Below are 26,475 nucleotides of genomic sequence, written 5' to 3'. Positions count from 1 at the left end.
GCACCGGGTCGAGCATCTCCCAACCCTCGTCTTGATTATCGTACATCTCTTGCCCCCCTTTTTGGCCAGAAGCAGTGCGACGCCGGCCAGCCCTCCGGCGCCGCGGAACCCCCTTTGAAAACATGCAGATTGGACTGGAACAAACGTGGTTCATCGGGTACGATGGGGCCGATGAATCGTCAAGATTAGGGTTGGAATTCAGAACTTTACCTCTGCGGTAGAGTCTTATGCCCTGAACGGCACGACGAACATCCTCGTAGCCCTAGGCTTACCTCGGAAATCCGGCCCTGAGGTGCGCCATGGTGACCGGAATGACAGGCCCAGAGCCGGCCTGGTTATCCACAGATCGGAACTGAAGCCGACGATCCATCAGCGATCCGGCAATCCTCGCCCCAGCTTTTCGTTCTGACGAAGGCGCCCGGCGTTCCGGGAGGGCTGCCAAAGTTGTCGCGAGACAACCAAGAAAATCGGGTTTGCTGCGACAACTTCGACTGGGTCTCTAATTCAGCCAAAACGGCGCTAAACCCCCGTTATTGAACAGAAAAACGCGGCAGACAACTTCGACAACTTGTGATTCGAGCAAGCGCGCGTTTCGCACGCCAGACAACCAACGCATTCGCCTTCCGCTCTCTCCGCAAGAAGCACACCATGAGGATTTAGCGCGAACACGCTCCGGCGCTCTCTCTCCGCCGCGAGATTGTAGCCGTGTTTTCCGAGACTTTAGCCGGAGTTCTATCCAGATTCATTCGGCTAAATGGCGGAGCGGGAGGGATTCGATTTTACCCCCTACAGGGCTGATTTTTCGAGAAACAACGGATGCCTTCTTGATTGTACACCCCCACGGATACCCCGTCTCTCTTCAATGTTGCTCCCATAGCGGACCTTCACCAGGTCAATTGAGAAGCAAGTTGTCTTGGTTTCCGTTCTCGTGTCAGTCGGCAATCAAATGTGATGGTCTGACACATCTGTCGCGATACCGTTAAACAAAGCGAAGTGCATTTGCTCGATGCGCTCGGTCTCATGGTTGTCTCGGCCGAAACGTGCGTCCGCGCTTGTCTTTGCGATTACGCAGCCACTGGCGCGATCGATCCAGATGAATTGATAATAGACCCCGATCGCGGTGAAAGCACCGCTCTCGTCAGGCAGCCACCACTGGTAGGAATAGCCGAACGGGTAGTCGGCATTCGGCCGCTTTCCGGGCTTCAGATGCGGCAAGGTTGCGGTGCGGCAGGCCTCTACCCAGCCGTCGGGCAGTATCTGCCGCTCGCCACAAAACCCGTCATTCAGAAACAGCAGGCCCAGTTTGGCATAGTCGCGAAGGCTGGCGTTCATGCCCATCGCCGCAGCTTCAACGCCTTCGCCGTCGACCAGAAAGAAGCAATCGTCTTCCATGCCCAGTGGATGCCACAACTCGCGCTCGAGATATTCGGAAACCGAAACCTCGGTCGCACCTGCCAGCACCATGCCCAGCACGTGGGTGTCGCAGCTGTTATACCTGTTGAAGGTGCCCGGCACGTGTTCGCGTGGGAGGGAGGCAGCCACCGCGTCAAACGACTGGCCCCGCTCGAACGCGGCGGCAAACCGCGCGACGTCGGATTTGGGATCGGCGTAATCCTCGTTCCAGCGCACGCCCGATGACATCTGCAACACATCGCGCAGGGCAACCCCGGCGTAACCGCTGCCCGCCAGAGCCGGCGCATACCGATCCACCGGATCTTCGATATCGCGGATGTGACCGTCGCGCAGGGCGCAGGCGATCAGGGTAGAAATGAAGGACTTGGCAACCGAAAAGGAGATGGTCTGGGTGCCCGGCGCATAGCCTTCCATGTGCTGCTGGAACAGGCACGTGCCATCGCGCACCACCATCAGCCCTGTCGTTTGCACGCTTTCGAGAAATGCCTCGGTATCGACCGATGCGTTTTCGAATTCGAACGTCTCCGGCAGTTCGAAACCGGAGGCTACCGGAAGGGGACGCGGATGGGCAGAGCGCGTAATGCGCCGCGATGGATGGATCATCGCCATCTCGCGAAAATTGCGCTGCTGCGGGCCGCCGCGGAACAGAGCGGTTTCTCGGGTCATCCAAGTGTCGCTCATTCTCAGGCCTTTGTGTGCGTTGTCTTGATACGGTCGGGTGATTGCTTGGCGATCAGGAATAGCCCTGCCGCCACCAACCCCAGACAAAGGGCCACCCAGTAAGCAGGCCGCACCTGCCCTTCGGAAACGAATGCTGATGCGATCAGCGGGCCGAGGCTCATGCCGATCATTTGTGCGGCCGCTACGAGGTAGATCGCCTCGCGCCGACGCTCAATCTCCAGCATGATCTTGATGCTCATCGGCAGGCTGGCCAGCCAGAAGAATCCCATGACGACATTCGCCGCGATAAAACTGAGAGGCGCACCGGGATGGCCCAGCCAGAACACCGATGCCGATATGGCGAGGCTTGCCAAGATCAGCGCCCTTCCCGCCGGCAGCCGGAAGGCGAACATCGCAACGCACGCCGCGCCTGCGACTTGCGCCAGCACGCCCAGACTGGCCGATAGCCCCAGTACGCCGGGATCGAACCCCTCGCGCCGGGCAGTCGATTCGAGGAAAGTCCACCCTGCCATCACTGCCGCGTTCTGAAACACTACGCCCGCCAACACGGCAAAGGTCGCCGCAGGCCAGATACGCCAGTTCCGCCCGGGCATTTCCATGGGACCGGGAACGAAGCGCAGTGGCAGCACCGCCAGCAGACCAACGATGCCGATCGCAGCCATCAGGTAGAAACTGGCCGTTAGGCCGTAATTCACCAGCAGCCACGTGGGTACAAGGAATGCGATCACCGCGGTGACGGAGTTTGATACCGCAAGGAACAAGGCGTTCATCCGTTCGGGATTCTCGGCCGAGAGCAGGATGGTAGCAGCGCCTGCAAGAATGCCCCCTTCTGCAAAACCGCACACGGCGCGAACGGGCAGCAGGAGGTCTGTTTCCATCACGCTTACTGACAAGAAGTTGGCGCCCACCATCAGCAGCGCCAGGCCCACCATCTTCGTGCGCAGATGGCCGTTGCTTAGCCATCCCGGCAGCATGGCCGACGTGAGGGCCAGCAGCGCCATCTCGCTTGCCGCCAGCAGCGCAAGCCCGCTTTCGGTGAGAATGCCCGCCCCCACCAGCGGCCCGAAGACCAGCGGCTGAATGGTCAGGATCGTGACGCCCGCAAGGCCATAGATCAGCGCCGTGGCGCTATCCGCCACGGTGATGCCTCCGGCCCCGGGCGTCACGATATCCTGGCCGATGCTACCACTCATAGGAGAGGGACACACCCACGCTGCGCGGTTCGCCATAGACGCGGTAGAAATCGCCTACCCCGTCGTTTGTCGCATCGGTCGAATAGGTTTCGTCGAGCAAGTTCTTGCCCCACAACGCAACGCCCCATCCATCGTAGCTAGACAGTTCGATCCTGCCGTTGGCGATCCCGTATCCGTCGATACCGCGCAGCGCCTCGTCCACCGGCACTTCGCCGATGCGCTGCGCCGTGCGGAAATTGTAATCCGCCGTCAGCTTCAGTGCGAAGTTGCTGGAAAGGTCTACGTCGTAGCTGCCGAAAACATTGCCGCTCCAAGTTGGGGCGAATTCCAGTCGCGTTCCCTCGTAAGGGATGACCTGGTTGTCAAAGCTGAAGCGCACCTTGTCGCTATCGGTAATCTCCGTGTCGAGGTAACCGATCGCCGTCCCGAAGGTGAGCCCGCGCATGGGCCGCAAGGTCGCTTCCAGTTCGCCGCCGAAATTGTAGCCATCGCCCACGTTGATCAGGCGGAAAGCGAACTGGCCCGGCGTCAGCGTGCTGGGCACCGTGGCAAAGGCCTGAATGCTGTCATGATCGTAGTAGAAGATCGAACCGTTCAGCTGCAGCAGGCCATCGCCCCACTCAGACTTGAACCCGCCCTCGTAGTTTATGACAATCTCTTCCTCGTAAGGCAGCGTATCTTCCGGCGTCTGCGGGAAACCGCCGGGAATGCCGCCAGACTTGTAGCCCTTGGCAATGGTCGCATAGATCAGCACCGCGTCGCTTGGCTGGTAGCTGAGCGTGCCCGAGCCAGTCCAGTGATCGTCAAGCTCGTAATCGCGATCGATCGCGCCCAGCGGGATCAGGTCCACGCCGATGGTGCGAAAACCGGTGCGACCGTTGCGATAGGTCGTCTCTTCGTTGGAATAGCGCAGCGATCCGCTGAAGGTTAGATCGGGCGTGATATCGTAATCAAATTGGCCGTAGATGCCCCAGTATTCGGTCTTCTGATCGTAAGTGACATCCAGCAGCAGATCGTCCGCAGCGATGCCGAAGATGGGATTGAAGGTGTCAAACAGCAGCGGGTTGTCGCGCCAGTCGAACTGCTTGAATTCGTCGAAGGTATAATTGGTGTACTGTGCGCCCACCTGCCACCGCAGCGGTCCACCGTCGCTGGACGCAACGCGCAGTTCCTGGCTGATATTCTCCAGATTGGCGTCCTCGATCCACCCGCCCAGGCGCAGCGGGCTGGCGTCGTAATCGAACATGAAGCCGAAGTCGAAATCGGTGTAGCCGGTGATCGACGTGAGCGTGACCGCATCGAGATCGTAGAGCAGTTTCAGCGTCACCGAATATTCGGTGTTATCCAGCTGGTTCAGCGGCTGAGACAGCGTTCGGCGGCCATCGTCGCTTTGCGCGGAAGGGCTGGGCAGCGTGGGATCGACCAGGTTCGACAGGGTCGAGCAATTGGCCTGATCCAGCTCCCCGCGAAGAACGGCATCACAGAAATTCAGCGTGCCCGGCGTATAGGCACCGATGCCCGTGGCAAGCGCAGTGTCGCTCTTGTCGCGGGCGTAGTAGAGGCGCAGGTCCGTCTCCAGCCTACCGACATCGGCGGACAGGATGGCGCGCACCGCCGTGCGGTCAGGCTCGCCGTGCTTGCTGCCATCGGCAAGCGAGGTCTGCCAGCCGGCATCGCCGATCCCGCCATCGCGCAGCACGCTGAGGCGAACGGCGGCGCCATCCGTCAGCGTGACGGACTGCGCGGCTTCCAGCCGGTAGCGGTCGAAATTGTCGTAATCGGCTCGCACGTAGCCGTCGCTATCGCCGGGCCGTGCCGTGCTCGAAATGATCTGCACCGCGCCACCGATGGCATTGCGCCCGTAAAGGCCCGCCTGCGGGCCCTTCAACACTTCCACGCGTTCCAGATCGAAGATGCCGCCTGCACCCATCACCAGCGACGGCTGATAAACTTCATCGATATAGATCGCGGTGGAGGGGCTATTGTTCACGTTGAAATCAAACAACGACACGCCGCGGATCGTCCAGTTGGGCTGACTGCCGCCCTTATCCTGATAAATTTGCACGTTGCTGACGGTCTGCGCGATTTCATCGGTGGTGCGGATATTGCGATCCTGCAGAGCTTCTCCGCTGATCGCCGTGATGGCTACGGGCACATCCTGTACATCCTGCGCACGCTTTTGCGCGGTGACGATGATGGTGTTGGGATCGGAACTTGCCGTGTCTTCCTGCGCATGCGCGGGCAACGCGCTTAGCGCGATAGCTGAAACACCGATGGATAAGATTACTTTCATTGCTATCCTCATTTCTTAATTTTTAGTTTTTATAATCCCAATCGATCCCGAAGGCCGTAGTACCAAGATCCTGCTACGCAGTATGGAACACGCAGCAATTTGCCGCCTACGAACGGAATATTTGGAAGCTTCTCGAACACGTCGAATTTTGACAGCTGGCCATCGATCGCTTCGCCCAGCCTGCGGCCCAGCATTTGCGTGGTCGTAACCCCGTGGCCGCTATCGCCCTGCGAATAGAAAACACTGGGCGAAACCCGGCCCATCTGCGGATAGCGTGTCATCGTCAGGGCGAAATTGCCGCTCCACGCAAAATCGATCTTCACGCCTTTCAGGTGGGGAAAGGTCTTGTGCAGTTCGGGAAGGATCTTCCCCTCGATGCTGCTGGGATCGTTTCCGCCATAAACCGTGCCCCCGCCGTACAGCAGGCGGTTGTCCGCCGTGCGGCGATAATAGTCCGGAATGTAGCGGATATCCTCGATGCAGTAGTCCGATGGTATCAGGCGCGCGGCCTCGTCTTCCCCAAGCACTTCTGTCGCGATCACCTGGCTGGAAACCGGCAGGATACGCGACGACAAATCCTTTGCCGCATCGCCCAGATAGGCGTTGCCGCACACGATCACCGTCTCGGCCTTCACCAGCCCGTCCGCGGTATGCACGCAGGGTTTGGCCATGCGATCGATGGAAACGACGCGCGATTGTTCGAAGATGCGGCCGCCCAGCTGTTCCAGCGCGCGGGCCTCGCCCAGCACGTAGTTCAGTGAATGCATGTGCCCGCCCAACGGATCGAACATGCCGCCCACGTAGCGGTCGCTGTTCACGTAATCGCGAACCTCGTCCTCGCCTATCAGGCGCATCGCATCGTGGCCGTGTCGGTGCCATTCGTTCACCCGGTCCTCGATCTCGCGCATTTGCGAGTGGTGCATGGCCACGATACCGTTGCCGACGCGCAGGTCGCAGTCGATATCGTACCGCGCCACCCGCTCGCGGATAATCGCCTGCCCTTCCAGCGCCATTTCGGCAAAAGCGCGCTCCGTCTCCTCGCCGTAGTGTTTGCGCACCTCGCGCAAGCGGCGGCTGTATCCGTTGACAAGCTGCCCGCCGTTGCGGCCCGACGCCCCCCAGCCAACCCGCTCTGCCTCCACGACGATAACCGTGTAGCCACGCTCCGCCAGTTCCAGCGCGGCGGACATGCCGGTAAAGCCTGCACCCACGACGCAGACATCGCAGCGCTCCTCATTCGTCAGCTGCGGCCTTGCAGGCGCATCGTTCGCAGTGCCCGCATAGTAGCTGGGCATATCCGCATAAGGCTGCTGGCGAAGCGGCCCCGCCATCAGACCGCCACCAGGTATGCTTCGTATTCCGCCTCGGGAATGCAGCTCAGCAAGCCATCGTAATCCTGCCACTTGCATGCGGCGAGGACATCGCAAGCGCGCTGGGAGCCGAGGCGGCTGGCATTGGTGGTCGAACTTTCGAAAGCGAGGATTGCGGATCGCCAATCCAGCGGCAGCGCGGTGTCGGCGCGTGGTTCCTGCCCGTCGCGCTGCTGCGGTCCGGGGCTCGTTTTCTGCGCGATACCGGCGGCGATATCGGTCAGGATTGCGGCGATAACCAGGTAGGGGTTCGCGTCCGCTCCGGCGAGGCGATGCTCGATACGCATCTCGGACGGACCGCCCTGAATGGCGCGTACCGCTGCCGTGCGATCGCCCCACGCCCACGATGCGTTGAGCGGAACATGGCTGCTGCGGCGAAAGCGGCGATAGCTGTTGGCGTGGGGCGCGAACAGCAGCATGGAATCCGCCATTCCCGACACCAGACCGCCCACCGCGTGACGCAGCGCATCGCTGGGGGCGCGGCTGTCGTCGCAGAACATGTTACGGCCCTGTTTATCCAGCACACTGGTGTGCACGTGCATCCCGTTGCCGGCGAGATCGCCGAACGGTTTGGCCATGAAACAGGCGCGCATCGCGTGCTGGCGCGCAACGGCCTTTACCAGCCGCTTCAGTAAGATCGCGTGATCGGCGGCAACCAGAGCATCTGCCTGGTGCTTCAGATTGATTTCGAACTGTCCGGGAGAATTTTCGTGCAGGATCGTATCGACCGGGAGCTGCTGCGCCTCGGCGGCCTTTGTCACGTCGTCAAAGAAGGCTTCCAGCTCGCCCAGCGCCTCTATCGCCAGCACGTCTCCGGCAGCTTGCGGATCGGCGCTGTCACCCGGCCTTGCGCGTCGCAGCGGGCGAGGCTGGCCAACGTCATCCGCCAGCAAGTAGAACTCCAGTTCCACGGCCACCACCGCCTGCAGACCCGCCGTGGCGAGACTTTGGACAGCCTTTGCCAGGATCGCGCGCGGATCAGCGAAATAGCCTTCACCCTCGCCATCACGCATGGTCAGCAGCAGTTGCGCGGTGGGGGTGCGATGCCAGGTGGCAGGAGCGAAGCTGTGCATCACCGGAAAGCATCGGCCATCCGGGTCGCCGGTCCCGAAGGCCAGGCCCGCTGCCTCCACATCGCTGCCCCAGATATCCTGCGCGAACAGCGATCGTGGCAGCGCCATGCCCTGCTCCGCGATTCCTTCCAGCTTCGCGGGCGCGAGCCATTTTCCCCGCGGAACACCGTTCAAATCGACGATGAACGCCTCGATGCGATCAAATTCGCGCACCTCTTTCATATCGAACCGGGAACTGCTCATGATCCTTCACCCTTATATTGTGATCACATATTTAGGCGTTGGAGCCTTGTCAACGCGATGGCCCCTAGGTACCACCAAGGGGTGACACAGGAAGCACCACGAACAAGCGCTGGCGCGAAGCCGGAAAACGGTGACGAACCGGCGGCGCGCCCCGTCGAGGGGGCGCATCAGACGCTGGCGCAGAAGATCTACCTGGATCTTCGTGCGGATATCATGATGGGCCGGATCGGGCCGGGCGAGTCGCTCACTATCAGGGGGCTCGCCACGCACTACGCGGTCAGCGCCATGCCTGTGCGCGAAGCCCTGCGCCGCCTGATTTCGGAACAGGCGCTGGAAATGCAGGACAATCGCCGCGTGCGCATCGCCACCATGACGATGGACCGGTTCGAGGATCTGCTGGCCGCCCGCGTGACGCTGGAAACGGAAGCCGCCATGCGCGCTTTCGATTTCATCGACAAGGATCGCCTGACCCTGCTCGAGCAGATCGACGAAGAATTGACGCAAGCCAGCAAGGCCAAGGAATATGACCGCTGGATGGAACGCAACCTTGCTTTCCATTCATGCATTTATGAAGCACGTCCGGCATCGGCCTTCGTTTCGCTGATCGAATCAGTGTGGCTACAAATGGGGCCGTTCATGCGCCGCGCGTTGGTGGAAATCCGCAATCACTATCCGGTCGACCGGCACATCGAGGCGCTTCAGGCGATCCGCAATCGGGACAGGTTGGCGCTGAAAATAGCGATAGAGGCCGATATCCGCGACGGTATCAGCCATATCGGCAGCCAGCTGATCAACGACGATGCGCGAAACGCCGCCTCGGGCAAGGGCAAAGGCAATGCCAACGGCAGGGGCGGCAGGTAGGCCGCCCTGCCGCCAGGTCAGACCATCTTGTAAACCGCGATACGCACCGCCTCGCGCCCCTCGACACCGCCCTCAGCCACGGTGCCGGTGAACACGTGTTGGTTCATCCATTCGTATGGTCCTGAAGGCGCTTCGAAGCGGGGCGTGGTGACGGCATAATCCGCCGGCCAGTCGCCGCTGGCCGAATACCACAGTCCGTGATTTTCCACGCGGAGATAGGTGCCGTCGTCGGTTTCCATGAAGTAATCCGCTTCCAGCTCCCAATAGCCGTCGCGCCGCAGGAGCTGCCAGTCGTAGCCACCAGGCACGATCCGCGCCGCGAAATCCGGACCTTTCGCAGCGCCGCCGGTGATGCCGACATGGAACCGCTGGCCAAGCGGCGACTCCCCGTGGGGAATCGTTTCGGACAGCCAGACGATGGCATCGTAGCAAAATTCCGGACGGGGCACTTGCGGACGTTGGAGGGGCGGCAACAGCCCGGTATCCGCTATTGGATCCGATCCTGTGGCCGCGTGGAGAGCCAGCGCAGGCGAACTTGCCGCCATCCCGGCCGCCCCGCCAGCAATGCCCAGGGCCCCCATCGCCGACCGGCGAGACAATTTACGATGCATCCACACACTCCAAATTTATGATCACATTTATGGAACATTTGGATTGCAATCTGTCAAGAATTCTGTTTCCCTTTTGTGATCACAAAAAGATGGGCTGAAGATGCGTCTGCTATTGCTGGAAGGGAACACCCGCGCTGCCAGAGCGGCTTCGGCGCTTGCCGGCGTTGCCGCGCCTGGCGAAATCTACGCGCGTGCCCTGCGGGCAGAAGTGCCGGGCGCTTACATCCGCATGGTCTACGGCGCGGATACCGATTGTCCCGTGCCGGACGATAACGAAATCACCGAGTGTGACGGGCTGGTGATCAGCGGCTCTGCGCTGCATGCCTACGATCTCGCCGAACCCGTGACGCGGCAGATTGAATTCGTGCAGCAGGTGGCGCGCCTTGGTCTGCCCATTTTCGGATCGTGCTGGGGATTGCAGATCGCCGTGATGGCGGCAGGCGGCATGGTGGCCCGGAACGAGCACCGCGCGGAAATGGGCATCGCGCGCAAGATCTGGCAGGTCGAGGCAGGTCAGGATCACCCGCTGCTGGCCGGGCGCGCGCCGTGCTTCGATGCGCCGTGTATCCATTACGACGATGTCACGCAGATGCCAGCCAATTCAACGGTGCTCGCCGCAAACAGCCACTGCCCGGTACAAGCAGCGGAGATCCGGCTGGAAAAATCCGTTATCTGGGCGGTGCAGTACCATCCCGAGTTCGACCTGCCGCATACCGCCGACTTGTTCGAATTCTATGCAGAAGGCATGGTCAGGAATGGCTATTTTCACGATGCGTCGTCCCTTGCCAGCTATGCCGCCGATCTACGGCAGGCAGCTTCGTTCGGCAGTCAGAGCCCGGCAGCCTTCCGGCTCGGCGTCGATGAAGACGTGATCGATGGCCACATCCGGCGTACCGAAATACGCAACTGGCTGGAGATGATTCCCGCCAGCGCCTGAGACACTCGGCCATCCAGTACAAAAACATGAATGTTGAGAGAGTTGATTTCCCGATGCCCAAAAACCCGTTTTCCGCATCCCTGCATCTTGCCATCGCCATCGGCCTGGCAAGCGCCCCTGCCGCGTCGCTGGCGCAGGACAGCCTGCCCGAACCGCTGCTGCAGGGCGAGCAGTCTAACGTGCCGATCGCCATTCAGCGCCTGCGCTGGGCGATGAACGATGCCGATGTAAATGCCCTTACTTTCCGCAGCATGGATACGCTGTTCACCACGCGCACCGTGCCCCGGTCTGGTGACGTGTGGCAGCTGCAACGGCGCGATCACCCGCTGGATTTCACCTATCGGTACGACGGCGGCACCTACACGCCGGAGCAGTTCCTGGATCGCACCTACACCAACGCCCTGATCGTGATGAAGGGCGATACCATCGTCTATGAAAACTACCGCAACAACAGCGGGCCAGACACCCGTTTCATGGGTTGGTCGATGACAAAATCGCTAACCTCCCTGCTCGTTGGCATGGCGCTGGAAGAAGGACGGATCGCTTCGCTGGACGATACCATCGAGACCTATTTGCCCGAACTTGCAGGCGGCGGTTACGAAGGGGTGACGATCCGCCAGATCCTGCAGATGCGTTCGGGCGTAGATTACGAGGAGCGTTACGATTTCGCCAACCCCGGCATCGCGGCATCCAATCACATCAATGCGCTTGTGAAAAACGTGAGTCGCTTCGTGGAACCGGCAATGAATATTCGGCGGGCGCACGAACCAGGCGAGGTCTTCGCCTACAAGACCATCGATACGGCCGTGCTCGGCCTGTTGCTGGAACGCGTGAGCGGAGGCAGCACGGTCGCCTCCTACATGTCCGAACGCCTGTGGCAGCCGCTGGGCGCGGAGCGGGACGGCTTCTTCATCATGGATGGTCCGGTCGGCACGGGGCGCGAGTTTACCGGGGCCGGATACAGCGCGACGGCACGCGATTTCGCGCGCGTTGGCCAGATGATGTTGAATGGCGGGCTAGCCAACGGCCGGCAGATCGTGCCTTCAGACTGGATCGAACTGTCCACCCAGCCTGTGGCCGCCGCCACGCCAGACCAGCACGACTATGCCATGCAGTGGTGGACGCTAGGCAACGGTGCCTATTCGGCCATCGGCTTGCAGGGACAGTACATCTATGTCGATCCGCGCCGCGATACCGTGGTGGTGAAGCTGAGCTATTATCCGCCGGGCAACATGACGGCGCAGGAAGAGACCTTAGCCTTCTTCGATGCGGTGTCTGCTTGGAACCCGGAACAGGACTGATAACGAGTCCGCGTGAACCGGCGGGGCCGCGCTTTACCGCGTAGCCCCGCTGAAACCGCCAGCCCTAGGCCCGCAGCGCGACGCCAACCGATTTCAGCTCGGTGTAGAGTTCGATCGCGCTCCAGCCCATTTCGCGGCCCCAGCCCGATTGCCCGAACCCGCCGAAAGGCAGCGCGGGATCGATCACGTGGTGCGTGTTGATGCCCACCGTGCCGGCCTTCATTTTTGCAGCGATCATGTGCGCCTTGTCGATATCCCGTGTGAAGACGCTGCCCGCTAGGCCATAGATGCTATCGTTGGCCTCCTTCACCGCGCTTGCCACATCGCCCGCCTTGAAAGTTGCCGTCACCAGTACGGGTCCGAAAATTTCTTCGCGCACCACGGCCATATCGGACGTGGTATCGGCAAGAATGGTGGGCTGCACGAAGTACCCCTCCCCGCCCGAACGCTGGCCGCCGCACAGCAGGCGCGCACCTTCGGCGATACCCGATGCGACGTAGCCGAGCACCTTGTCCCGCTGCTCTGCGGAGACAAGCGGGCCGATCTGCGTGTCAGGATCCAGCCCTGGCCCGATGCGCAGATCTTTCGCATGCTGCGCAAGCGCGCTGTGCACCTGATCGGCAATGCTGTCTTCCACGTAGAGGCGGCTTCCAGCGGTGCAGGTCTGCCCCATGTTGTAGAAGATGCCCGAAGCGATGGCGGGTATCGCCACGTCCAGATCGGCATCGGCCAGCACGATCATTGGGCTCTTGCCGCCCAGTTCGAGCGACACCTTCTTCAGATTGCCTTTTGCCGCTTCGAGAATTTTCTTGCCCACCTCGGTCGATCCGGTGAAGGCGACCTTGTCGACATCTTCGTGCCCGGCCAGTGCCGCGCCCGCCTCCTCGCCGTATCCGGTGATGACGTTGAACACGCCCTTGGGGAAACCGGCTTCCTCCACGAGTTCGGCAAGACGAAGGGCCGTGAGCGGAGTTTGCTCTGCGGGTTTCAGGACGATGGTGCAGCCCGTCGCCAGAGCCGGGGCGACTTTCCAGATAGCCATCATGAAAGAGAAGTTCCACGGCACGATCTGCGCGCATACGCCCACGGACTGGCGCAGGGTGTAGGCGTGGAACGGCGACGGCTGCGACAGGGGGATCGTCTCGCCTGTCAGCTTGGTGCTCCACCCCGCCATGTAGCGCAGCAATTCGTGCGAGAAGGCGACATCGCCCCAGCGCGCATCCGTCACCGGCTTGCCGTTGTCGATCGCCTCCAGCTCGGCGATTTCGTCGGCGTGGCGCTCCACCAGATCGCCCAGCCGCCAAACCAGCTTGCCGCGTTCGGACGGCGTCATCATGGCCCACAGGCCTTCGTCGAAGGCGCGGCGCGCGGCGGCAACTGCAAGGTCGACATCGGCTGCCCTGCCGCGCGCCACGCTGGTGATGTTCGCACCGTTGGCCGGATCTGTCACCTCGATCCGCTCGTCGCGCTGGTGCCAGGCACCGTCGATATAAAGGCCGCGGCTGCGCGCGATGAACTGGCGTGCCGCGTCGCCGAGGCGCGCGATGTTGGGGCTGGTTGCGGTCGTCATAGTGGTTTCCCGTAAAAAGCTGCGCCGTCCGAGCTAGGCGCTTAGCGCCACCACGCCTGCGTCACTTCGCGCATGGCGTTGGTGCCGCAGTGCACCTCTCCGCCGAAAAGGTGATGGCTGTGCCAGTCGTCGATGGACCAGGTGGTGATGCCGATGCTGGCATAGGCGCTGGATACCGCCTCGCTCATCAGATCGGTGCCGTCGATCGCCGGTCCCCATTGCGAGGGCATAATGTAATTTTGCCGGTCCACCACCACACCGTTCACGGCCGCGGGGTAATAGGCGATCAGCCTGCCGGGGCCGTAGACGATCTCCTCGCGCGGCCAGTCCAGATCGGGCGGCAGCATCGAGGCCTCCTCGTCGGCGTCCGGTTCTAGGCTGGCGGCGAATTCGGCGGTGTGGAACAGGCCGGGCACCCGCAACACCTCGTCAGGCGTCACGCCGGTTTCGGCCATCAGGATCGACAGGTTCAGCTCCACCCGGCGCCGCGCTATCTCGTTCTTCAGCATCAGGTCTTCGTCTGCCAGCACCTCGTCGATGGAAAGCTCGCGCTGGTCGCCGCCGATAGAGAAGGCCGGGTGGCTGCCGTGGCCGCGCCGCTGGGCATCGCGCAGCACTTCCAGCCCGGCGGGTACGTCCTTGATTGCAATCACCCAGCCGCGCTCGTTGTCGGCGGGCAGGAATTGCACGAATTCGTCGACATGCGCGATCACCAGCCAGGACGTGTCGAGGACGATCGGGTCCTGCGCTTCCTGCGCTTCGAAGAATGTCACCATGTCGCGGTGCGGCGAAAGGCCGTCGCCGGCATCGCCGTAGATCACGCGCCCGCTGGGGTAGCGCCTGCCGTTCGCCGCGTAGGGGGGCACCGTTTCCAGATTGCCGAAGGAATCGGCCTGGTGATAATTGTCTCCGCCGATCTGCACCACGCCCATACCGGGGCCGCGCAGGTCGAACAGCGCACGGCCCGCCGACCGGGTTGGCTGCGGCGACCGGATGGCGACCCGCATCACTTTCATCGCGCCGCCGGGTGCAGGCATGGCCATGTAGCCGAATTCGACGAAATCCTGCGCCCAGTTGTCGAAGGTATCGATAATGGTGACAGGTTCTTCCAGCCCGATATCGCCCAGCGTCTGGGAGAGGTCTGCCACGAATTGCTGGTGCGCCTGCGCCCGCCCGCTCTTGGGCGCGAATATGCGCGTGGCGTCCTGCGTGTGATCGTGCAGCAGCACCGGCGCAACGCGCATGGCGACGCTATCGGTGAAGGTCTCCCCTGCCGCGTTGACAGTCAGTTCCAACACGCTGCGCCCGTCCCATAGGGCGGCATCGCGCACCACGTCACGGCTGTCCACGCCCAGCTCAACGCCCGCGGCAAGTTCTGCTGCCGAAAGGCGATCTTCCGGCGCAAGGTAGTGCCAGCCGTCTTCGCGCCGTACGAAGATGCGGATGTTCTGCGCCCCGGCCCCGGTCGCCGCAATGCGCGCCGTGGCACCTTGCGGCAAACCTGCCATCGGCATTACGCGCACGGGGGCAAAGTATTCCGGCGCGCGGGCCTCGTTCCCTTGCGCGTCGTTGCACGCTTCAAGTTCGTCATCGCTGAGATCGGACTGCGCAGGGGCGGGACAGCGATTTGCGATATCGCCGATGTTCGCTAGCAGGATGGCCCCGCGCTCGTCGGCCCAGACGGACCTGCTCTCCCGGTCCGCCATATCAACGATGCCATCGCGATTGGTGTCGGCCAGGATCATCGGCTCTGCGGCAAAGGCTGGAGACGCGGCAAGGGCTGGAGACGCGGCAAGGATACCCGCACCGGCAGCGCTGCGAAGCAGCATCCTCATCCGCATATTATGGTTATGGAGCACGATTATATCCTTCTGCCACGTACGGATAGACTAGAGCGACATGATCCTATGCACGGCAAGTACCCTTATCGGGGTATGCGCGGGCACGGCACCGCCTATCTACACCGCGAGGCAACCCAGTTTCACGTTGAGATAATCGTCCATGCCAAGGTGCGATCCCTCCCTCCCCAGGCCCGATTCCTTGATGCCGCCGAAGGGGGCAACCTCTGTCGAGATGAGGCCGGTGTTCACGCCGACCATGCCGTATTCCAGCTGTTCCATCATGCGCCACTGGCGCGAGGCATCGCGGGTGTAGACATAGGCCGCCAGCCCGGCGCGGCTGCGGTTGGCAAGCTCTATCGCTTCCGCTTCGTCAGAAAAGCGCGTGATGGCGGCGAGCGGACCGAAAGTTTCCTCCCGCCATAACAGCGCATCGGGAGAAACGCCCGACAGCACAGTGGGCGTATAGAAGCGCTCACCCGCATCGTGCGCCGTGCCGCCCGTGTGCCGCACCGCGCCGCCATTCATGGCCTCGGCGACGTGACGATGCACGCGCTGGGCCGCCGCGGCGTTGATGAGCGGGCCCTGATTTGTGCCATCGGCAAAACCATCGCCGACATTGAGCGCCGCAACCGCCTCTCCCAAGGCAGCGGCGAAAGGCTCGACCATCGGGCCCTCCACCAGGAACCTGTTGGCGCAAACGCAGGTCTGGCCGGAATTGCGGAATTTGGATGCCAGCGCTCCTTTCACCGCCTCTTCCAGATCGGCATCGGCGAAGACGATGAAGGGCGCATTCCCTCCCAGCTCCAGCGAGACGCGCTTTACCGTGCCTGCGCATTTCGCAGCCAGCATCTTGCCCACCGCGGTCGACCCCGTGAAGGTGAACTTGTTCACCATCTCGCTGGTCGTCAGCACGTCGCCAATGGCAGCGGCATCGCCGGTCACCACGTTGAACACGCCCGGCGGCACGCCCGCCTCCTCGGCCAAGGCAGCCAGCGCGAGGGCGGAAAACGGGGTGAGCTCCGAGGGTTTCACCACGAAAGTGCAGCCGGCCGCCAGCGCCGGACCGGCCTTTCGCGTGATCATGGCGAGCGGGAAATTCCACGGCGTGATCGCCGCCACAACGCCCACCGCCTGCCGGAACACGAGCAGGCGGCGATCCGGCTGGTGCGGCGTGATCATCTCGCCCATCACGCGCCGTGCTTCTTCGGCAAACCATTCCAAGAACGCGGCGGCATAGGCGACTTCGCCTGTCGCCTCGGCCAGCGGCTTGCCCTGTTCCGCCGTCATGATCGTGGCCAGGGCATCGGCATGCTCATGCATCAGCTGAGCCCAGCGCCGCAAGATCGCGCCGCGTTCTTTTGCTGTCCTGCCTTTCCACGCATCGAGAGCGGACTGGGCATAGCGGACGGCGCGCTCCGCCTCGGCCGCGCCAAGGTGCGGCACGGAGCCTATGATGGCACCGGTGGCGGGATTGTCGACATCCAGCTGCGCATCGCCATCGATCCATTCGCCACCGATGTAGGCTGACTGGCGCCAGAGGCCTGTCCCGCTAAGGCTTTCACACAGGTCGACCTGCCGGTTCATGCTGCCTCGCTGACGGACAGGTGAGCCAGCGCATCGGCAAGGATCGCAAAGCCTTCGTCGATAAGTCCGTCGTCCGCCGTCAGAGGAACAAGGATGCGGATCGCCTCTCCGCCGGTGCCGCAGGATAGCACGATCAGCCCTTTTTCAAGCGCCGCGCGGGTCACGGCCTTGCAGCGCGCGCCATCGGGTTTTCCATTGGCATCAACCACGTCAAAACCGATCATCGCGCCAAGGCCGCGCACGTTGGCCACAGGCATGCCTGCCTTGGTCCAGCCGATCAGCCGGTCCTTCATCACCTGGCCGATTGCCAGCGCGCGGGCGCACAGCCCATCTTTTTCGATCACGTCCAGCACTGCCAGCGCGGCCGCGCAGCCGAGCGGGGAACCCGCATACGTGCCGCCAAGGCCGCCGGGCTCCACTGCATCCATCACCTCTGCCCGGCCGATCACGCCAGACAGGGGAAATCCGCCCGCCAGCGATTTTGCCATGCACACCATGTCGGGCTGAACGCCGCTGTTCTCCACGGCGAACAGCGTGCCTGTACGCGCGAAGCCGCTCTGCACCTCGTCCGCGATCAGCAGGATGCCGTGGTCATCGCACAGCTTGCGCAGCGCGATCAGGAATTCGGGCGGGGCGACGTGGAAGCCGCCTTCGCCCTGCACCGGCTCCACGATGATGGCGGCCACGCGTTCGGGCTCCAGATCGGCAGCGAACATCTGCTGCATGGCGGCCATCGAAGCCTCGATGCTCGCGCCGTTCAGGCCAGTGGGGAACGGGGCATGATAAACCTCGCCCGGCATGGGGCCAAAGCCGCGCTTGTAGGGATTGACCTTGCCGGTCATCGCCGATGCCAGCAGGGTACGCCCGTGGAAACCGCCGCCAAAGGCAATGACGGCAGAGCGGCCCGTCGCCACGCGGGCGATCTTCACCGCGTTCTCGGTCGCTTCGGATCCGGTGGTGAACAGGATGGTCTTCGCCTCGCCATCGAAGGGGGCGAGTGCATTCAGCCGTTCGCACAGCTGCACATACCTTTCGTAGGGGCAGACCTGGAATGCAGTGTGGGTGAAGCGATCCAACTGGTGCTGTACCGCATCCATCACGGCAGGGTTTCGATGGCCTGTGTTGAGGACAGCGATGCCGCCTGCGAAATCGATGTAGCGGTTGCCTTCCACATCCCACATCTCGGCATTCTCCGCCCGGTCGATGAAGACCTGGGTGGCAGAGGCTACGCCGCGCGGGACGGCCCGCTCGCGGCGCTGCTGCAGGCTGAGATTCTCGTTCATGCGCCTTCTCCCAAGCTGAGCACTTTTTCTGGCGAAGTCCAGCTTTCGCCCAGCTCCTTCGCCACGGGTTCGCAGGTGATTTCGCCCCGCCACACGTTCAGTCCCCGGCGCAGGTGCCGGTCGGCCCGCAAGGCTTCTTCCCAGCCACGCTCGGCAATGTTGATGACGTGCGGCAGGGTAACTGCATTGAGGGCAAAGGTGCTAGTGCGCGCCACGCCTCCCGGCATGTTGGCAACGCAATAGTGCACGATGTCGTCCACGATGTAGGTCGGGTCTGCATGCGATGTTGCGCGCGACGTTTCGAAGCATCCGCCCTGGTCGATCGCTACGTCCACCAGCACTGCGCCCTTCTGCATCGTGCCCAGCATTTCGCGCGTCACCATCTTGGGGGCGGAGGCACCGGGTATCAGCACCGCGCCGATCACCAGATCCGATTGCGCCACCAGCCGCTCCACCGTCGCCTGGCTGGCGAAGGACGTGTGGGCCCGGTTCTCGAAGTGGGTAGCGAGCCGTTCCAGCACGGCGGGACTGCGATCGACGATGGTCACTTCCGCGCCGAGGCCCACGGCCATCTGCGCCGCGTGAAAGCCTACAACGCCGCCGCCCAGGATCGTCACCTTGGCAGGCATCACGCCCGGCACGCCGCCCAGCAGTACGCCGCGCCCGCCGTGCACCTTCTGCAAGGCCGTCGCGCCAGCCTGGGCCGACAGGCGCCCTGCCACCTGGCTCATCGGCTTCAATAGCGGCAAACCGCCTGTATCGTCGGTGACGGTTTCGTAAGCTATGCAGGTTGCACCCGATTGCATCAGGTCGCGCGTCTGCTCGGGATCGGGGGCGAGGTGCAGATAGGTGAAAAGCACTTGGCCATCGCGCAGCATTGCGCGCTCTTGCGGCTGGGGCTCCTTCACCTTCACGATCAGCTCGACCTCGTCGAACACGGCACTGGCGCTGTCCCGAATTTCCGCCCCGGCAGCCAGATAGGCCTCGTCGGCGGCATCGATTCCGGTGCCAGCACCGGCCTCTACCAGCACGGTGTGCCCGCGCGCGGTAAGCTCGCCCACGCTTTCGGGAGCCAGACCGACCCTGTCTTCCTGACTCTTAATCTCCCGGACCGTACCGATAATCATGGCCGCATATCGCCTCGTTGCCTGTTGGAATAGGCAATGCACATGGCACGGGGTGCCCGCACATTCTTGTCCCCCCGTGGTGTTAACCAGCGGCCCTCGTGTAACCCTTCGGGGTGAATGTCACTCTGCGGCCATAGCGGCTTAACCTCTGCCAGATCAGCTATCCGGAACCGAGGAGAAGACACCATGCTCGCCAATCGCACACCCCGTAACCGTTTCGGCAGGGCCTGTTGGACAGTCTCCGGCTCGCTCGCGGCCCTTCTATGCACCACGCCAGCCGTTGCCGGGCCCGATCTGATCGTGGTGAACGGCGATGTCTACACGGTCGATGAAGAGTATCCGCGGGCCGAAGCTTTCGCGGTAGAGGACGGCAAATTCACCGCCATCGGCACCAACGAGGAAATCCGCGCGCTGGCCGATAGCGATACCCAGGTGATCACTGCAGATGGCAAGACAGTGACGCCGGGCTTTATCGATTCCCACGCGCACTTCAGCGGCAACAGCAAGCGGCTCAACCTCTATGTTCAGTCGCGTGACGAGTGGGCGGACCTGCTGCGTACAGAACATCAACGGCTGGGCGCGGACGACTGGTTGCTGGGCGGTAACTGGGATCACACGATCATCGACGATGTTCTGCCGACGAAGGAATTTCTCGACGAAGTCGTGGGCGACAGGCCCACCGTGCTGACCCATATCGACGGGCATTTCGTATGGGTGAATTCCGCCGTGATCGACATGGCAGGCATCACCGCCGACACTCCCGTCCCCCCCGGCGGGCAGATCGTCGTGGACCCCGAAACCGGCGAGCCAACCGGTATTCTAAAGGAAGGCGCGGTCGATCTGGTACGCGCCCTGATTCCGCGCCAGACGGACGAGGAACGCTATGCCTCCCTCCCCGCCGCCATCCAGTATGCCAACAGCCTGGGCATCACCGGCATGCACAACATGACCGCTTACGACGACTGGCTGCACGTGTTGCAGCAGGGCGGGCTGACCATGCGCATGTGGCACGGTTTCTTCGGCGGGTTCGACCCGGCCAATGATCCGATGCGCCAGTCCGGCAGCATGGAGGACAAGGTTGCGGGCCTGCGCGCGGAGCAACAGCGCGTGCGCGAACTGGTGGACGCGACCGGCTTCGAGAGCGAGGTCGGCCCACTATTCGAAATGGGCTTCGTAAAGCTGATCAACGACGGCGTCCTGTCGGTCCACACCGCGGTGCTGCTGGATGCCTATCGCGATCAGCCCGGCTGGACCGGCGGCTGGTTCGTGGAGCCCGATGAGTTGGCAGCCACTGTCGCCGCGCTGGAAGCGGGCGGCTTCCAGGTGGCCATCCACTCCATCGGTGATGGCGCGGTGCGCGCATCGCTGGATGCGTTCGAGGCCTCCCGCCCCGGCAGCACGACGGACCTGCCGATGCGCATCGAGCATGTCGAACTGCTGAGCAAGGAAGACCTGCCGCGTTTTGCCGAGCTGGACGTGGTCGCATCGATGACGCCAAATCACATGACCAAGGCCGTCGCCTATATCGAGGAGCGGATCGAACCGGCCCGCGAAGACCGCGCCTATACCTGGCAGTCGCTGCTGGATACCGGCGCCACGGTGATGTTCGGTGCGGACGGTTCCACCTCCATCCACCTCGATCCGCTGAAGCAGATCGGCGATGCCATGTACCGCACGAACCACGTGGGCTTCAACGAAGGCGAGCCGTGGCATTCCGAACAGGCACTTACCTTTGCGCAGGCGCTGAAGGCCTACACGCTGTCCCCTGCCGAAACCACCAGCTGGGGCGAAGAGATCGGCTCCATCACGGTTGGCAAGTGGGCGGATTTCGTGATCCTTGGCGGCACGGTGGCAGAGCCGGTGGACCCGGCAATCTTCGACATGGGAATTACTGCCACATACTTTGCCGGTCGCCCGGTGTTCGAAGCGCAATAGTCTATCCGATCCCCGGCCAGGCGCTTGCTTTGTCCCTGGCCGGGATTTGCTTATGCAGCGTCGGCTTGCGCCAGCCTGGCAACGGCCTTCAGCATCACGTTCGCGCCGGCTTCAAGGTCGTCTGCCTCCGCAGATTCCAGTTCGTTGTGGCTCAGCCCATCGGCGCAGGGGACGAAGATCATCGCTGTGGGCGCGAACTGCGCGGTGTGCAGGCTGTCGTGCCCCGCCCCGCTCACCAGCCGCATGTGCGAATAGCCAAGCGCCTTGGCCGCCTCTTCCACCGCATCGACAAGCTGCGGGGCAAAGGCGGTCGGCTCCATCTTCCACACCTGCTCCAGCGTGAAGGAAACGCCTGCATTGCTGCACGCCTGCTCGATCAGCTGCCGCATCCGCGTCTCCATGTCGGCCAGCGTGCCCGCATCGGGATGGCGGATATCGATGCTGAGAGAGAGCGTGTGGGGCACGGTGTTGCGCGCGCCCGGTTGCGCAGTGATGTCGCCGATAGTCGCCCGGCCCCACGGCGCATTCTCGTCGGCCAGCGCCAGCACCTGCGAGACGATTGGTGCGACCGCGCGCCACGGATCCCTACGCATGGTCATGGGCGTGGGGCCAGCGTGGGCGGATTCCCCTTTCACCGTCAGGTCGAACCAGTTCGCGCCCTGAATGCCGGTGACAATCCCAATGGTCTTTTCCTCCGCCTCCAGGATCGGGCCCTGCTCGATATGCGCCTCGAACATGCCGGCATAGGGCCGGGGCGCGGCTTCCAGATCGCCGCGATAGCCGATCCGCTCCAGCTCTTCGCCAAGGCGTTTTCCGTCCTTGTCCGTCGCGCCGTAGGCATCCTCCAGCGAATAGGTGCCGCTCACCACGCCCGATCCCAGCATGGCGGGCGAGAAGCGACAGCCTTCCTCATTGGTCCACACGGCGATTTCCAGCGGCCGGGCAAGCTGCACCTTTGCATCAACCAGCGTGCGCACCACTTCCAGCCCGGCCAACACGCCGTAAACGCCATCGAACTTGCCGCCGGTCGCCTGGGTATCGAGGTGGCTTCCCATCAATATCGGGTCTGCCGTAGCGTCGCTACCGTCCAGCCGGGCAAAGATATTGCCAATACGGTCCACCGTAGTTGAGCACCCCGCCGCCTTCGCCCACGATACGAACAGATCGCGTCCCTGCTTGTCGAGGTCGGTCAGCGCCTGTCTGTTGCAGCCGCCTTTCTGCGTCGCGCCGATCTCGGCCATCTCCATCAGACTGGCCCAGAGCCTTTGCCCATCGATCCTGAGACCATCGATCATTCGTCGTATCCTTCTTTTGCCGCGCTGGAAAAGCGCCCATAGAAGACAGTATTCGCTCGCGCTTCAAGCTACCCCGAGAGGGTACTGGCCGCCGGAACACCGCCGAAACGCCATAACCCGTGAGGGGGACTATCGGCATTCGATGCGCCGATTAGTTTTGTCTCCAACATCTCTGACTGCGAATTTCTGGAGCGATGAATGAACACCCTATCAAGATCCGAGGCCTGGCAGGCCGATCGAGACCACTTCGTTCATCCCTACACCGATTTCACGACTTTCCACGACACCGGCAGCCAGGTAATAAGCCACGGCGATGCGATGTTCGTCACCGACGAACAGGGCCAATCCTACCTTGATGGGATCGCGGGCCTGTGGTGCGTCAACCTGGGCCATGGCCGAACGGAAATTGCGCAGGCGATGGCCGATCAGGCCATGCGGCTGGGATATTACAACACCTTTGGCCACTCTACCAACGTGCCCGCCGCCAACCTGGCGCGGCAACTGGCCGAGCGCGCGCCGGGCGGGCTGAACCACGTGTTCTTTACCACTGGCGGTTCCACCGCGAACGATACGGCCGTCAGGCTGGCGCATTTCTATTTCAACCGCATGGGCAAGCCGAGCAAGAAGAAGATCCTCTCGCGCAATAACGGCTACCATGGGTCCACCTATTTCGCTTCTGCGCTGACGGGCATTCATGGTATTCACTACGGCTTCGACAGGATTTCGCAGGACATCGTCCATCACCTGTCGGCGGCCAATTGCTATCGCCGGCCCGATGGCATGGACGAGGCGCAGTTCTGCGATTTCCTGATCGACGAGGCGCGCCACCGGATCGAGCAGCTGGGGGCGGACAACATTGCCGCTTTCATCGCCGAGCCGGTGATGGGGGCAGGCGGCGTGCTGGTTGCCCCCGCCGGCTATCACCGCCGCATGGCCGAGGTCTGCAAGGACAACGACATGCTCTATATCGCGGACGAAGTGGTGACTGGCTTCGGTCGGCTGGGCCACTGGTTCGCATCGGAAAACCATTTCGGCCACGTTCCCGATATCCTTATAACCGCCAAGGGGCTGAGTTCCGGCTATTGCCCCATCGGCGCGGCGATCTTCTCGGAAAAGATCTACGAAGGGATCAGCAAGCCGCAGGGCCCCGGCGGCACCTTGAGCCACGGCTTCACCTACTCCGGGCATCCGGTGGCCTGTGCCGCGGCGCTGAAATCCATCGAGCTCTACGAGGCGGAAGACGTGTTCACCAACGTGCGCGATACGGGGCCTTACATGCAGGATCGGCTGCAAGGCCTGCTGCGCCACGAAGTGGTGGGCGACGTGCGCGGCGATCACCTGATGGCCGGTATTGAGCTGGTGGCGGACCGCGAAGCGAAGCGCAATTTCCCGCCCGATCTGGCGGCTGCCGAAGTGGTTTTCCGCCGGGCGCGGGAACACGGCGTGATCGTGCGCCCGGTGGGCGACACCATCATCCTCTCGCCTCCACTGATCATCTCGCGAGAGCAGGTGGATACGCTGATCGACGGGCTGGATCAGGCTATCGAGGACGTGTCAGGGCAGTTGCTGTCGCGGGCGGGCACCTGAAGCGCCTTGCCCTCGCCTTGGCGCGCTAAAAGTTCTTGCGGAAAAACATCGAGTAGATTTCCCGCGTACTGCGCGTGCCCAGCTTGCGATTAATGCGTTTGCGGTAGACTTTCACCGTCTCGTGGCTGATCCCCAGCTCGCGTCCGATCATCTTGTTCGAAAACCCGCGCAGAAGGTGCCCCGTCACTTCCACCTCGCGGCCCACCAGCCCCCTCGCCTTGCACATGCTTTGCAGATTCTCGGTCGAGTTGGCGGAAATGGTCGATAGGCTGGACCACTGACGATACATCAGTTCGCGCAGAACCGGAAAAAGCGCGCGCAGTTCCTTCAGCTGGCCGCGCTTGCGCTCCGTATCGTCATGCGCGCGAATGCCCAGCATCGTTACCAGCGTGATCTGCTTGCTCAGCCTCACGAAAATTCCGCACTCGTCGATCAGGCCGGTCGCATTGTAGAACGTGAGGTAATACTCGCTTTTGCGAAATCCGTCGGGCACGCAATCCGAAAAGCGGTAGACACCGTCCTCTATGTCCGAATTGGCCATGTTGTACCAGGGATCAAGCAGGTAGGTGCCATCGAAATATGGCTGGAGCGTAATCTTCTCGTCAGCGTCGTTCAGGTTGCTGAACAGGCGAACCGGTTGGGATCCGGACGAAAATGCAGCGACCACCGTTGAGGTGTAGCCGCTGGGCTCCTCCAGCAGGTCCGACAGCCGATCCCCGAAATGGTTGGAACCCACCGCCGAGATCGTGATCGCAAGGCAGGCGGAAATGCTTTCCAGCACGGGATCAGGATCGTCAGTCTTGCGCGACCTGGTTTGCCTCGCAGAGGATGCTTGCTCGTTCATGTCTCCATGCAGCCTGCCTTCATGGACCGCCTCCTCCTCCTCAACGCCTGAACATGTCGGCCCGGCTCATTGGGCCAGGGCTGCGGTCGACGGCTTTCGCGTCCACGAGATGATAAGACCGGCGCCCAGCCACAGCAAGCCGATAACTAGTGCCATCCAAGACAGGCTGAACCACAGCCAGATGGTGAGCAGCAGTCCGACCAGCGGGAACGCGAGATACCGCAGCAAGCCATAGGCAGTACGCTGCGCAAGGGCGGATCGGAAAATGAAGGGAACTGATGTGTTGACCATCGAAAAGGCGAAGAGCGCACCGAAGCTGATGAGCGAGGCGATCGCTTCCAGCGAGATGACCAGTGCGATCAGAGAGAAAACCGCCACGGTCAGGATAGCGCGGGTGGGGGTCTGAAACCGCTCGTTCAGCGTACCGAACCAGGCGCGCGGCAACTGGCGCTCTCTTCCCATGGCGTACAGGATGCGCGAGACGCTGGCCTGCGAAGCGATGGCAGAGGCGACGCAGCCTGCGAGATAGGCGGCGATGAACGCTGCCGAGACGACCGGCCCCAGCGGATCCATCACCTCCAGCCCCGCCGTGTCTGCCGACTGGATCTGCCGCCAGTCGCCGATGACGAGTGATCCGGCATAGGAAAGCACGATGAAGATCAGTCCGCCCAGCAGCGCTGTCAGCAGGATTGCACGTGGCACCGTACGCTCGGGTTCGCGCGCTTCCTCGGAAAGGGTGGATACCGCGTCGAACCCCAAAAACGACAGGCACAGGATGGCTGCACCTGCCAGCAGTCCTGCCCATTCGATACCTGGTGAATAGAACGGATCGACCACCGGCGTCGTCTCCGGTCGCAGGAAAACGATGGCAACGAATGCCACGGCGAAGACAATCTGGCCGATCACCAGCACCATGCTGGCGCGGCGCACCACATCGACGCCGATGACGTTGAGCAGGGTTACCAGAGCGATCGCGCCGAGGATGAACACACCGCTGGGCACGTCGGGGAACTGAGCGTGCAGATAGATGCCGATGATCAGATAATTGATGGCCGGCAATAGCAGATAGTCCAGCAGTAGCGTCCATCCGGTAGCAAAACCGATACGGGTTCCGAACGCCGCCGAAACGAAGGCAAAGGCGGAACCCGCCGAAGGGATCTTCCGCACCAGGGCCGCATAGCTAAGCGCGGTGAACAGCATCGCCACGGTCGTGATGATATAGGCCAGCGGAAGATGGCCTTCGGTAATCTGCATCACCGGCCCGAAGGTGGTGAAGACCGTGAGTGGCACCAAATATGCGAGGCCGAACATCGTCAGCGAGAACGTGCCCATCACGCGGTTGAGGCGGGGCCCGGTGTTCTCGGTCACGGATGTTTCGGTGTCTTGCAAATTTTTCGCTCCGGTATGTTTCATCGGTTGATTGCTTGGGGCGG

The 26,475-nt window shown here is 62.4% G+C and carries 19 protein-coding genes; 5 read left to right on the top strand and 14 right to left on the bottom strand.

Features of this window, described 5'->3' with window-relative positions; genetic code table 11:
- Positions 1-942: 942 nt before the first annotated feature.
- Genes ABFX23_RS02405 through ABFX23_RS02385 form a run of 5 tightly spaced genes read right to left on the bottom strand, consistent with a single transcriptional unit; the run spans position 943 to position 8,266 of the window.
- Complete coding sequence (locus ABFX23_RS02405; protein WP_346031543.1) at positions 943-2,094, bottom strand: serine hydrolase domain-containing protein; 1,152 nt, start codon at positions 2,092-2,094, stop codon at positions 943-945.
- Between the two features lie 2 nt (positions 2,095-2,096).
- Entirely contained in the window at positions 2,097-3,287 is a 1,191-nt protein-coding gene (locus ABFX23_RS02400) for a hypothetical protein (RefSeq protein WP_346031542.1), read from the bottom strand.
- Positions 3,277-5,580 (bottom strand): TonB-dependent receptor, encoded by a 2,304-nt coding sequence (locus ABFX23_RS02395; protein ID WP_346031541.1) that lies wholly within the window; start codon positions 5,578-5,580, stop codon positions 3,277-3,279. The genes ABFX23_RS02400 and ABFX23_RS02395 overlap by 11 nt, the downstream gene beginning before the upstream one ends.
- A 29-nt stretch (positions 5,581-5,609) precedes the next feature.
- Positions 5,610-6,875: an NAD(P)/FAD-dependent oxidoreductase gene (locus ABFX23_RS02390; protein WP_346031540.1), complete on the bottom strand. Its 1,266-nt coding sequence runs from the start codon at positions 6,873-6,875 to the stop codon at positions 5,610-5,612.
- Between the two features lie 35 nt (positions 6,876-6,910).
- Positions 6,911-8,266: a glutamine synthetase family protein gene (locus ABFX23_RS02385; protein ID WP_346031539.1), complete on the bottom strand. Its 1,356-nt coding sequence runs from the start codon at positions 8,264-8,266 to the stop codon at positions 6,911-6,913.
- A gap of 81 nt (positions 8,267-8,347) precedes the next feature.
- On the opposite strand from ABFX23_RS02385, the gene ABFX23_RS02380 reads away from it, so the two are divergent.
- Positions 8,348-9,127 (top strand): GntR family transcriptional regulator, encoded by a 780-nt coding sequence (locus ABFX23_RS02380; protein ID WP_346031538.1) that lies wholly within the window; start codon positions 8,348-8,350, stop codon positions 9,125-9,127.
- A gap of 17 nt (positions 9,128-9,144) precedes the next feature.
- Here ABFX23_RS02380 and ABFX23_RS02375 read toward each other — a convergent pair whose 3' ends face one another.
- Positions 9,145-9,576, bottom strand: coding sequence for a DUF3237 domain-containing protein (locus ABFX23_RS02375; protein ID WP_346031537.1), 432 nt, complete (start codon positions 9,574-9,576; stop codon positions 9,145-9,147).
- Positions 9,577-9,838: 262 nt separating this feature from the next.
- On the opposite strand from ABFX23_RS02375, the gene ABFX23_RS02370 reads away from it, so the two are divergent.
- Entirely contained in the window at positions 9,839-10,675 is an 837-nt protein-coding gene (locus ABFX23_RS02370) for a type 1 glutamine amidotransferase (RefSeq protein WP_346031536.1), read from the top strand.
- 53 nt (positions 10,676-10,728) lie between these two features.
- Positions 10,729-11,976: a serine hydrolase domain-containing protein gene (locus ABFX23_RS02365; protein ID WP_346031535.1), complete on the top strand. Its 1,248-nt coding sequence runs from the start codon at positions 10,729-10,731 to the stop codon at positions 11,974-11,976.
- Between the two features lie 64 nt (positions 11,977-12,040).
- Here ABFX23_RS02365 and ABFX23_RS02360 read toward each other — a convergent pair whose 3' ends face one another.
- The 5 genes from ABFX23_RS02360 to ald form a co-directional block, all read right to left on the bottom strand.
- On the bottom strand, positions 12,041-13,546 hold the full coding sequence (locus tag ABFX23_RS02360; protein WP_346031534.1) for an aldehyde dehydrogenase family protein: 1,506 nt from the start codon (positions 13,544-13,546) through the stop codon (positions 12,041-12,043).
- A 41-nt stretch (positions 13,547-13,587) separates the two neighbouring features.
- On the bottom strand, positions 13,588-15,375 hold the full coding sequence (locus ABFX23_RS02355; RefSeq protein WP_346031533.1) for a protein-arginine deiminase family protein: 1,788 nt from the start codon (positions 15,373-15,375) through the stop codon (positions 13,588-13,590).
- Between the two features lie 129 nt (positions 15,376-15,504).
- Positions 15,505-16,971, bottom strand: a complete 1,467-nt coding sequence (locus tag ABFX23_RS02350) for an NAD-dependent succinate-semialdehyde dehydrogenase (protein WP_346031532.1) — start codon at positions 16,969-16,971, stop codon at positions 15,505-15,507.
- On the bottom strand, positions 16,968-18,254 hold the full coding sequence (gene gabT / locus ABFX23_RS02345) for a 4-aminobutyrate--2-oxoglutarate transaminase (RefSeq protein ID WP_346031531.1): 1,287 nt from the start codon (positions 18,252-18,254) through the stop codon (positions 16,968-16,970). The genes ABFX23_RS02350 and gabT overlap by 4 nt, the downstream gene beginning before the upstream one ends.
- Complete coding sequence (gene ald / locus ABFX23_RS02340; RefSeq protein ID WP_346031530.1) at positions 18,251-19,381, bottom strand: alanine dehydrogenase; 1,131 nt, start codon at positions 19,379-19,381, stop codon at positions 18,251-18,253. Before ald ends, gabT begins: the two co-directional genes overlap by 4 nt.
- A gap of 186 nt (positions 19,382-19,567) precedes the next feature.
- On the opposite strand from ald, the gene ABFX23_RS02335 reads away from it, so the two are divergent.
- A complete protein-coding gene (locus tag ABFX23_RS02335) occupies positions 19,568-21,316 on the top strand; it encodes an amidohydrolase (RefSeq protein ID WP_346031529.1) in 1,749 nt (582 codons plus the stop codon).
- A gap of 50 nt (positions 21,317-21,366) precedes the next feature.
- On the opposite strand, the gene ABFX23_RS02330 is transcribed toward ABFX23_RS02335, so the two are convergent.
- Positions 21,367-22,611 carry a Zn-dependent hydrolase gene (locus ABFX23_RS02330; RefSeq protein ID WP_346031528.1) on the bottom strand — a complete coding sequence of 415 codons (1,245 nt, stop codon included), beginning with the start codon at positions 22,609-22,611 and terminating at the stop codon, positions 21,367-21,369.
- A 198-nt stretch (positions 22,612-22,809) separates the two neighbouring features.
- Between ABFX23_RS02330 and ABFX23_RS02325 the strand changes: the two genes are divergently transcribed.
- Complete coding sequence (locus ABFX23_RS02325) at positions 22,810-24,198, top strand: aminotransferase (protein ID WP_346031527.1); 1,389 nt, start codon at positions 22,810-22,812, stop codon at positions 24,196-24,198.
- A gap of 25 nt (positions 24,199-24,223) precedes the next feature.
- Here ABFX23_RS02325 and ABFX23_RS02320 read toward each other — a convergent pair whose 3' ends face one another.
- Positions 24,224-25,042 (bottom strand): LuxR C-terminal-related transcriptional regulator, encoded by an 819-nt coding sequence (locus ABFX23_RS02320; RefSeq protein ID WP_346031526.1) that lies wholly within the window; start codon positions 25,040-25,042, stop codon positions 24,224-24,226.
- Between the two features lie 66 nt (positions 25,043-25,108).
- The gene (locus tag ABFX23_RS02315; protein WP_346031525.1) at positions 25,109-26,431 is read right to left on the bottom strand and encodes an APC family permease; all 1,323 of its coding nucleotides are present in this window, start codon (positions 26,429-26,431) and stop codon (positions 25,109-25,111) included.
- Positions 26,432-26,475 lie beyond the last annotated feature (44 nt).

It is taken from the genome of Erythrobacter westpacificensis (assembly GCF_039542285.1).
GTDB classification, from domain to species: Bacteria; Pseudomonadota; Alphaproteobacteria; order Sphingomonadales; family Sphingomonadaceae; genus Alteraurantiacibacter; species Alteraurantiacibacter westpacificensis.
This window is presented reverse-complemented; position numbering and strand designations above follow the sequence as displayed.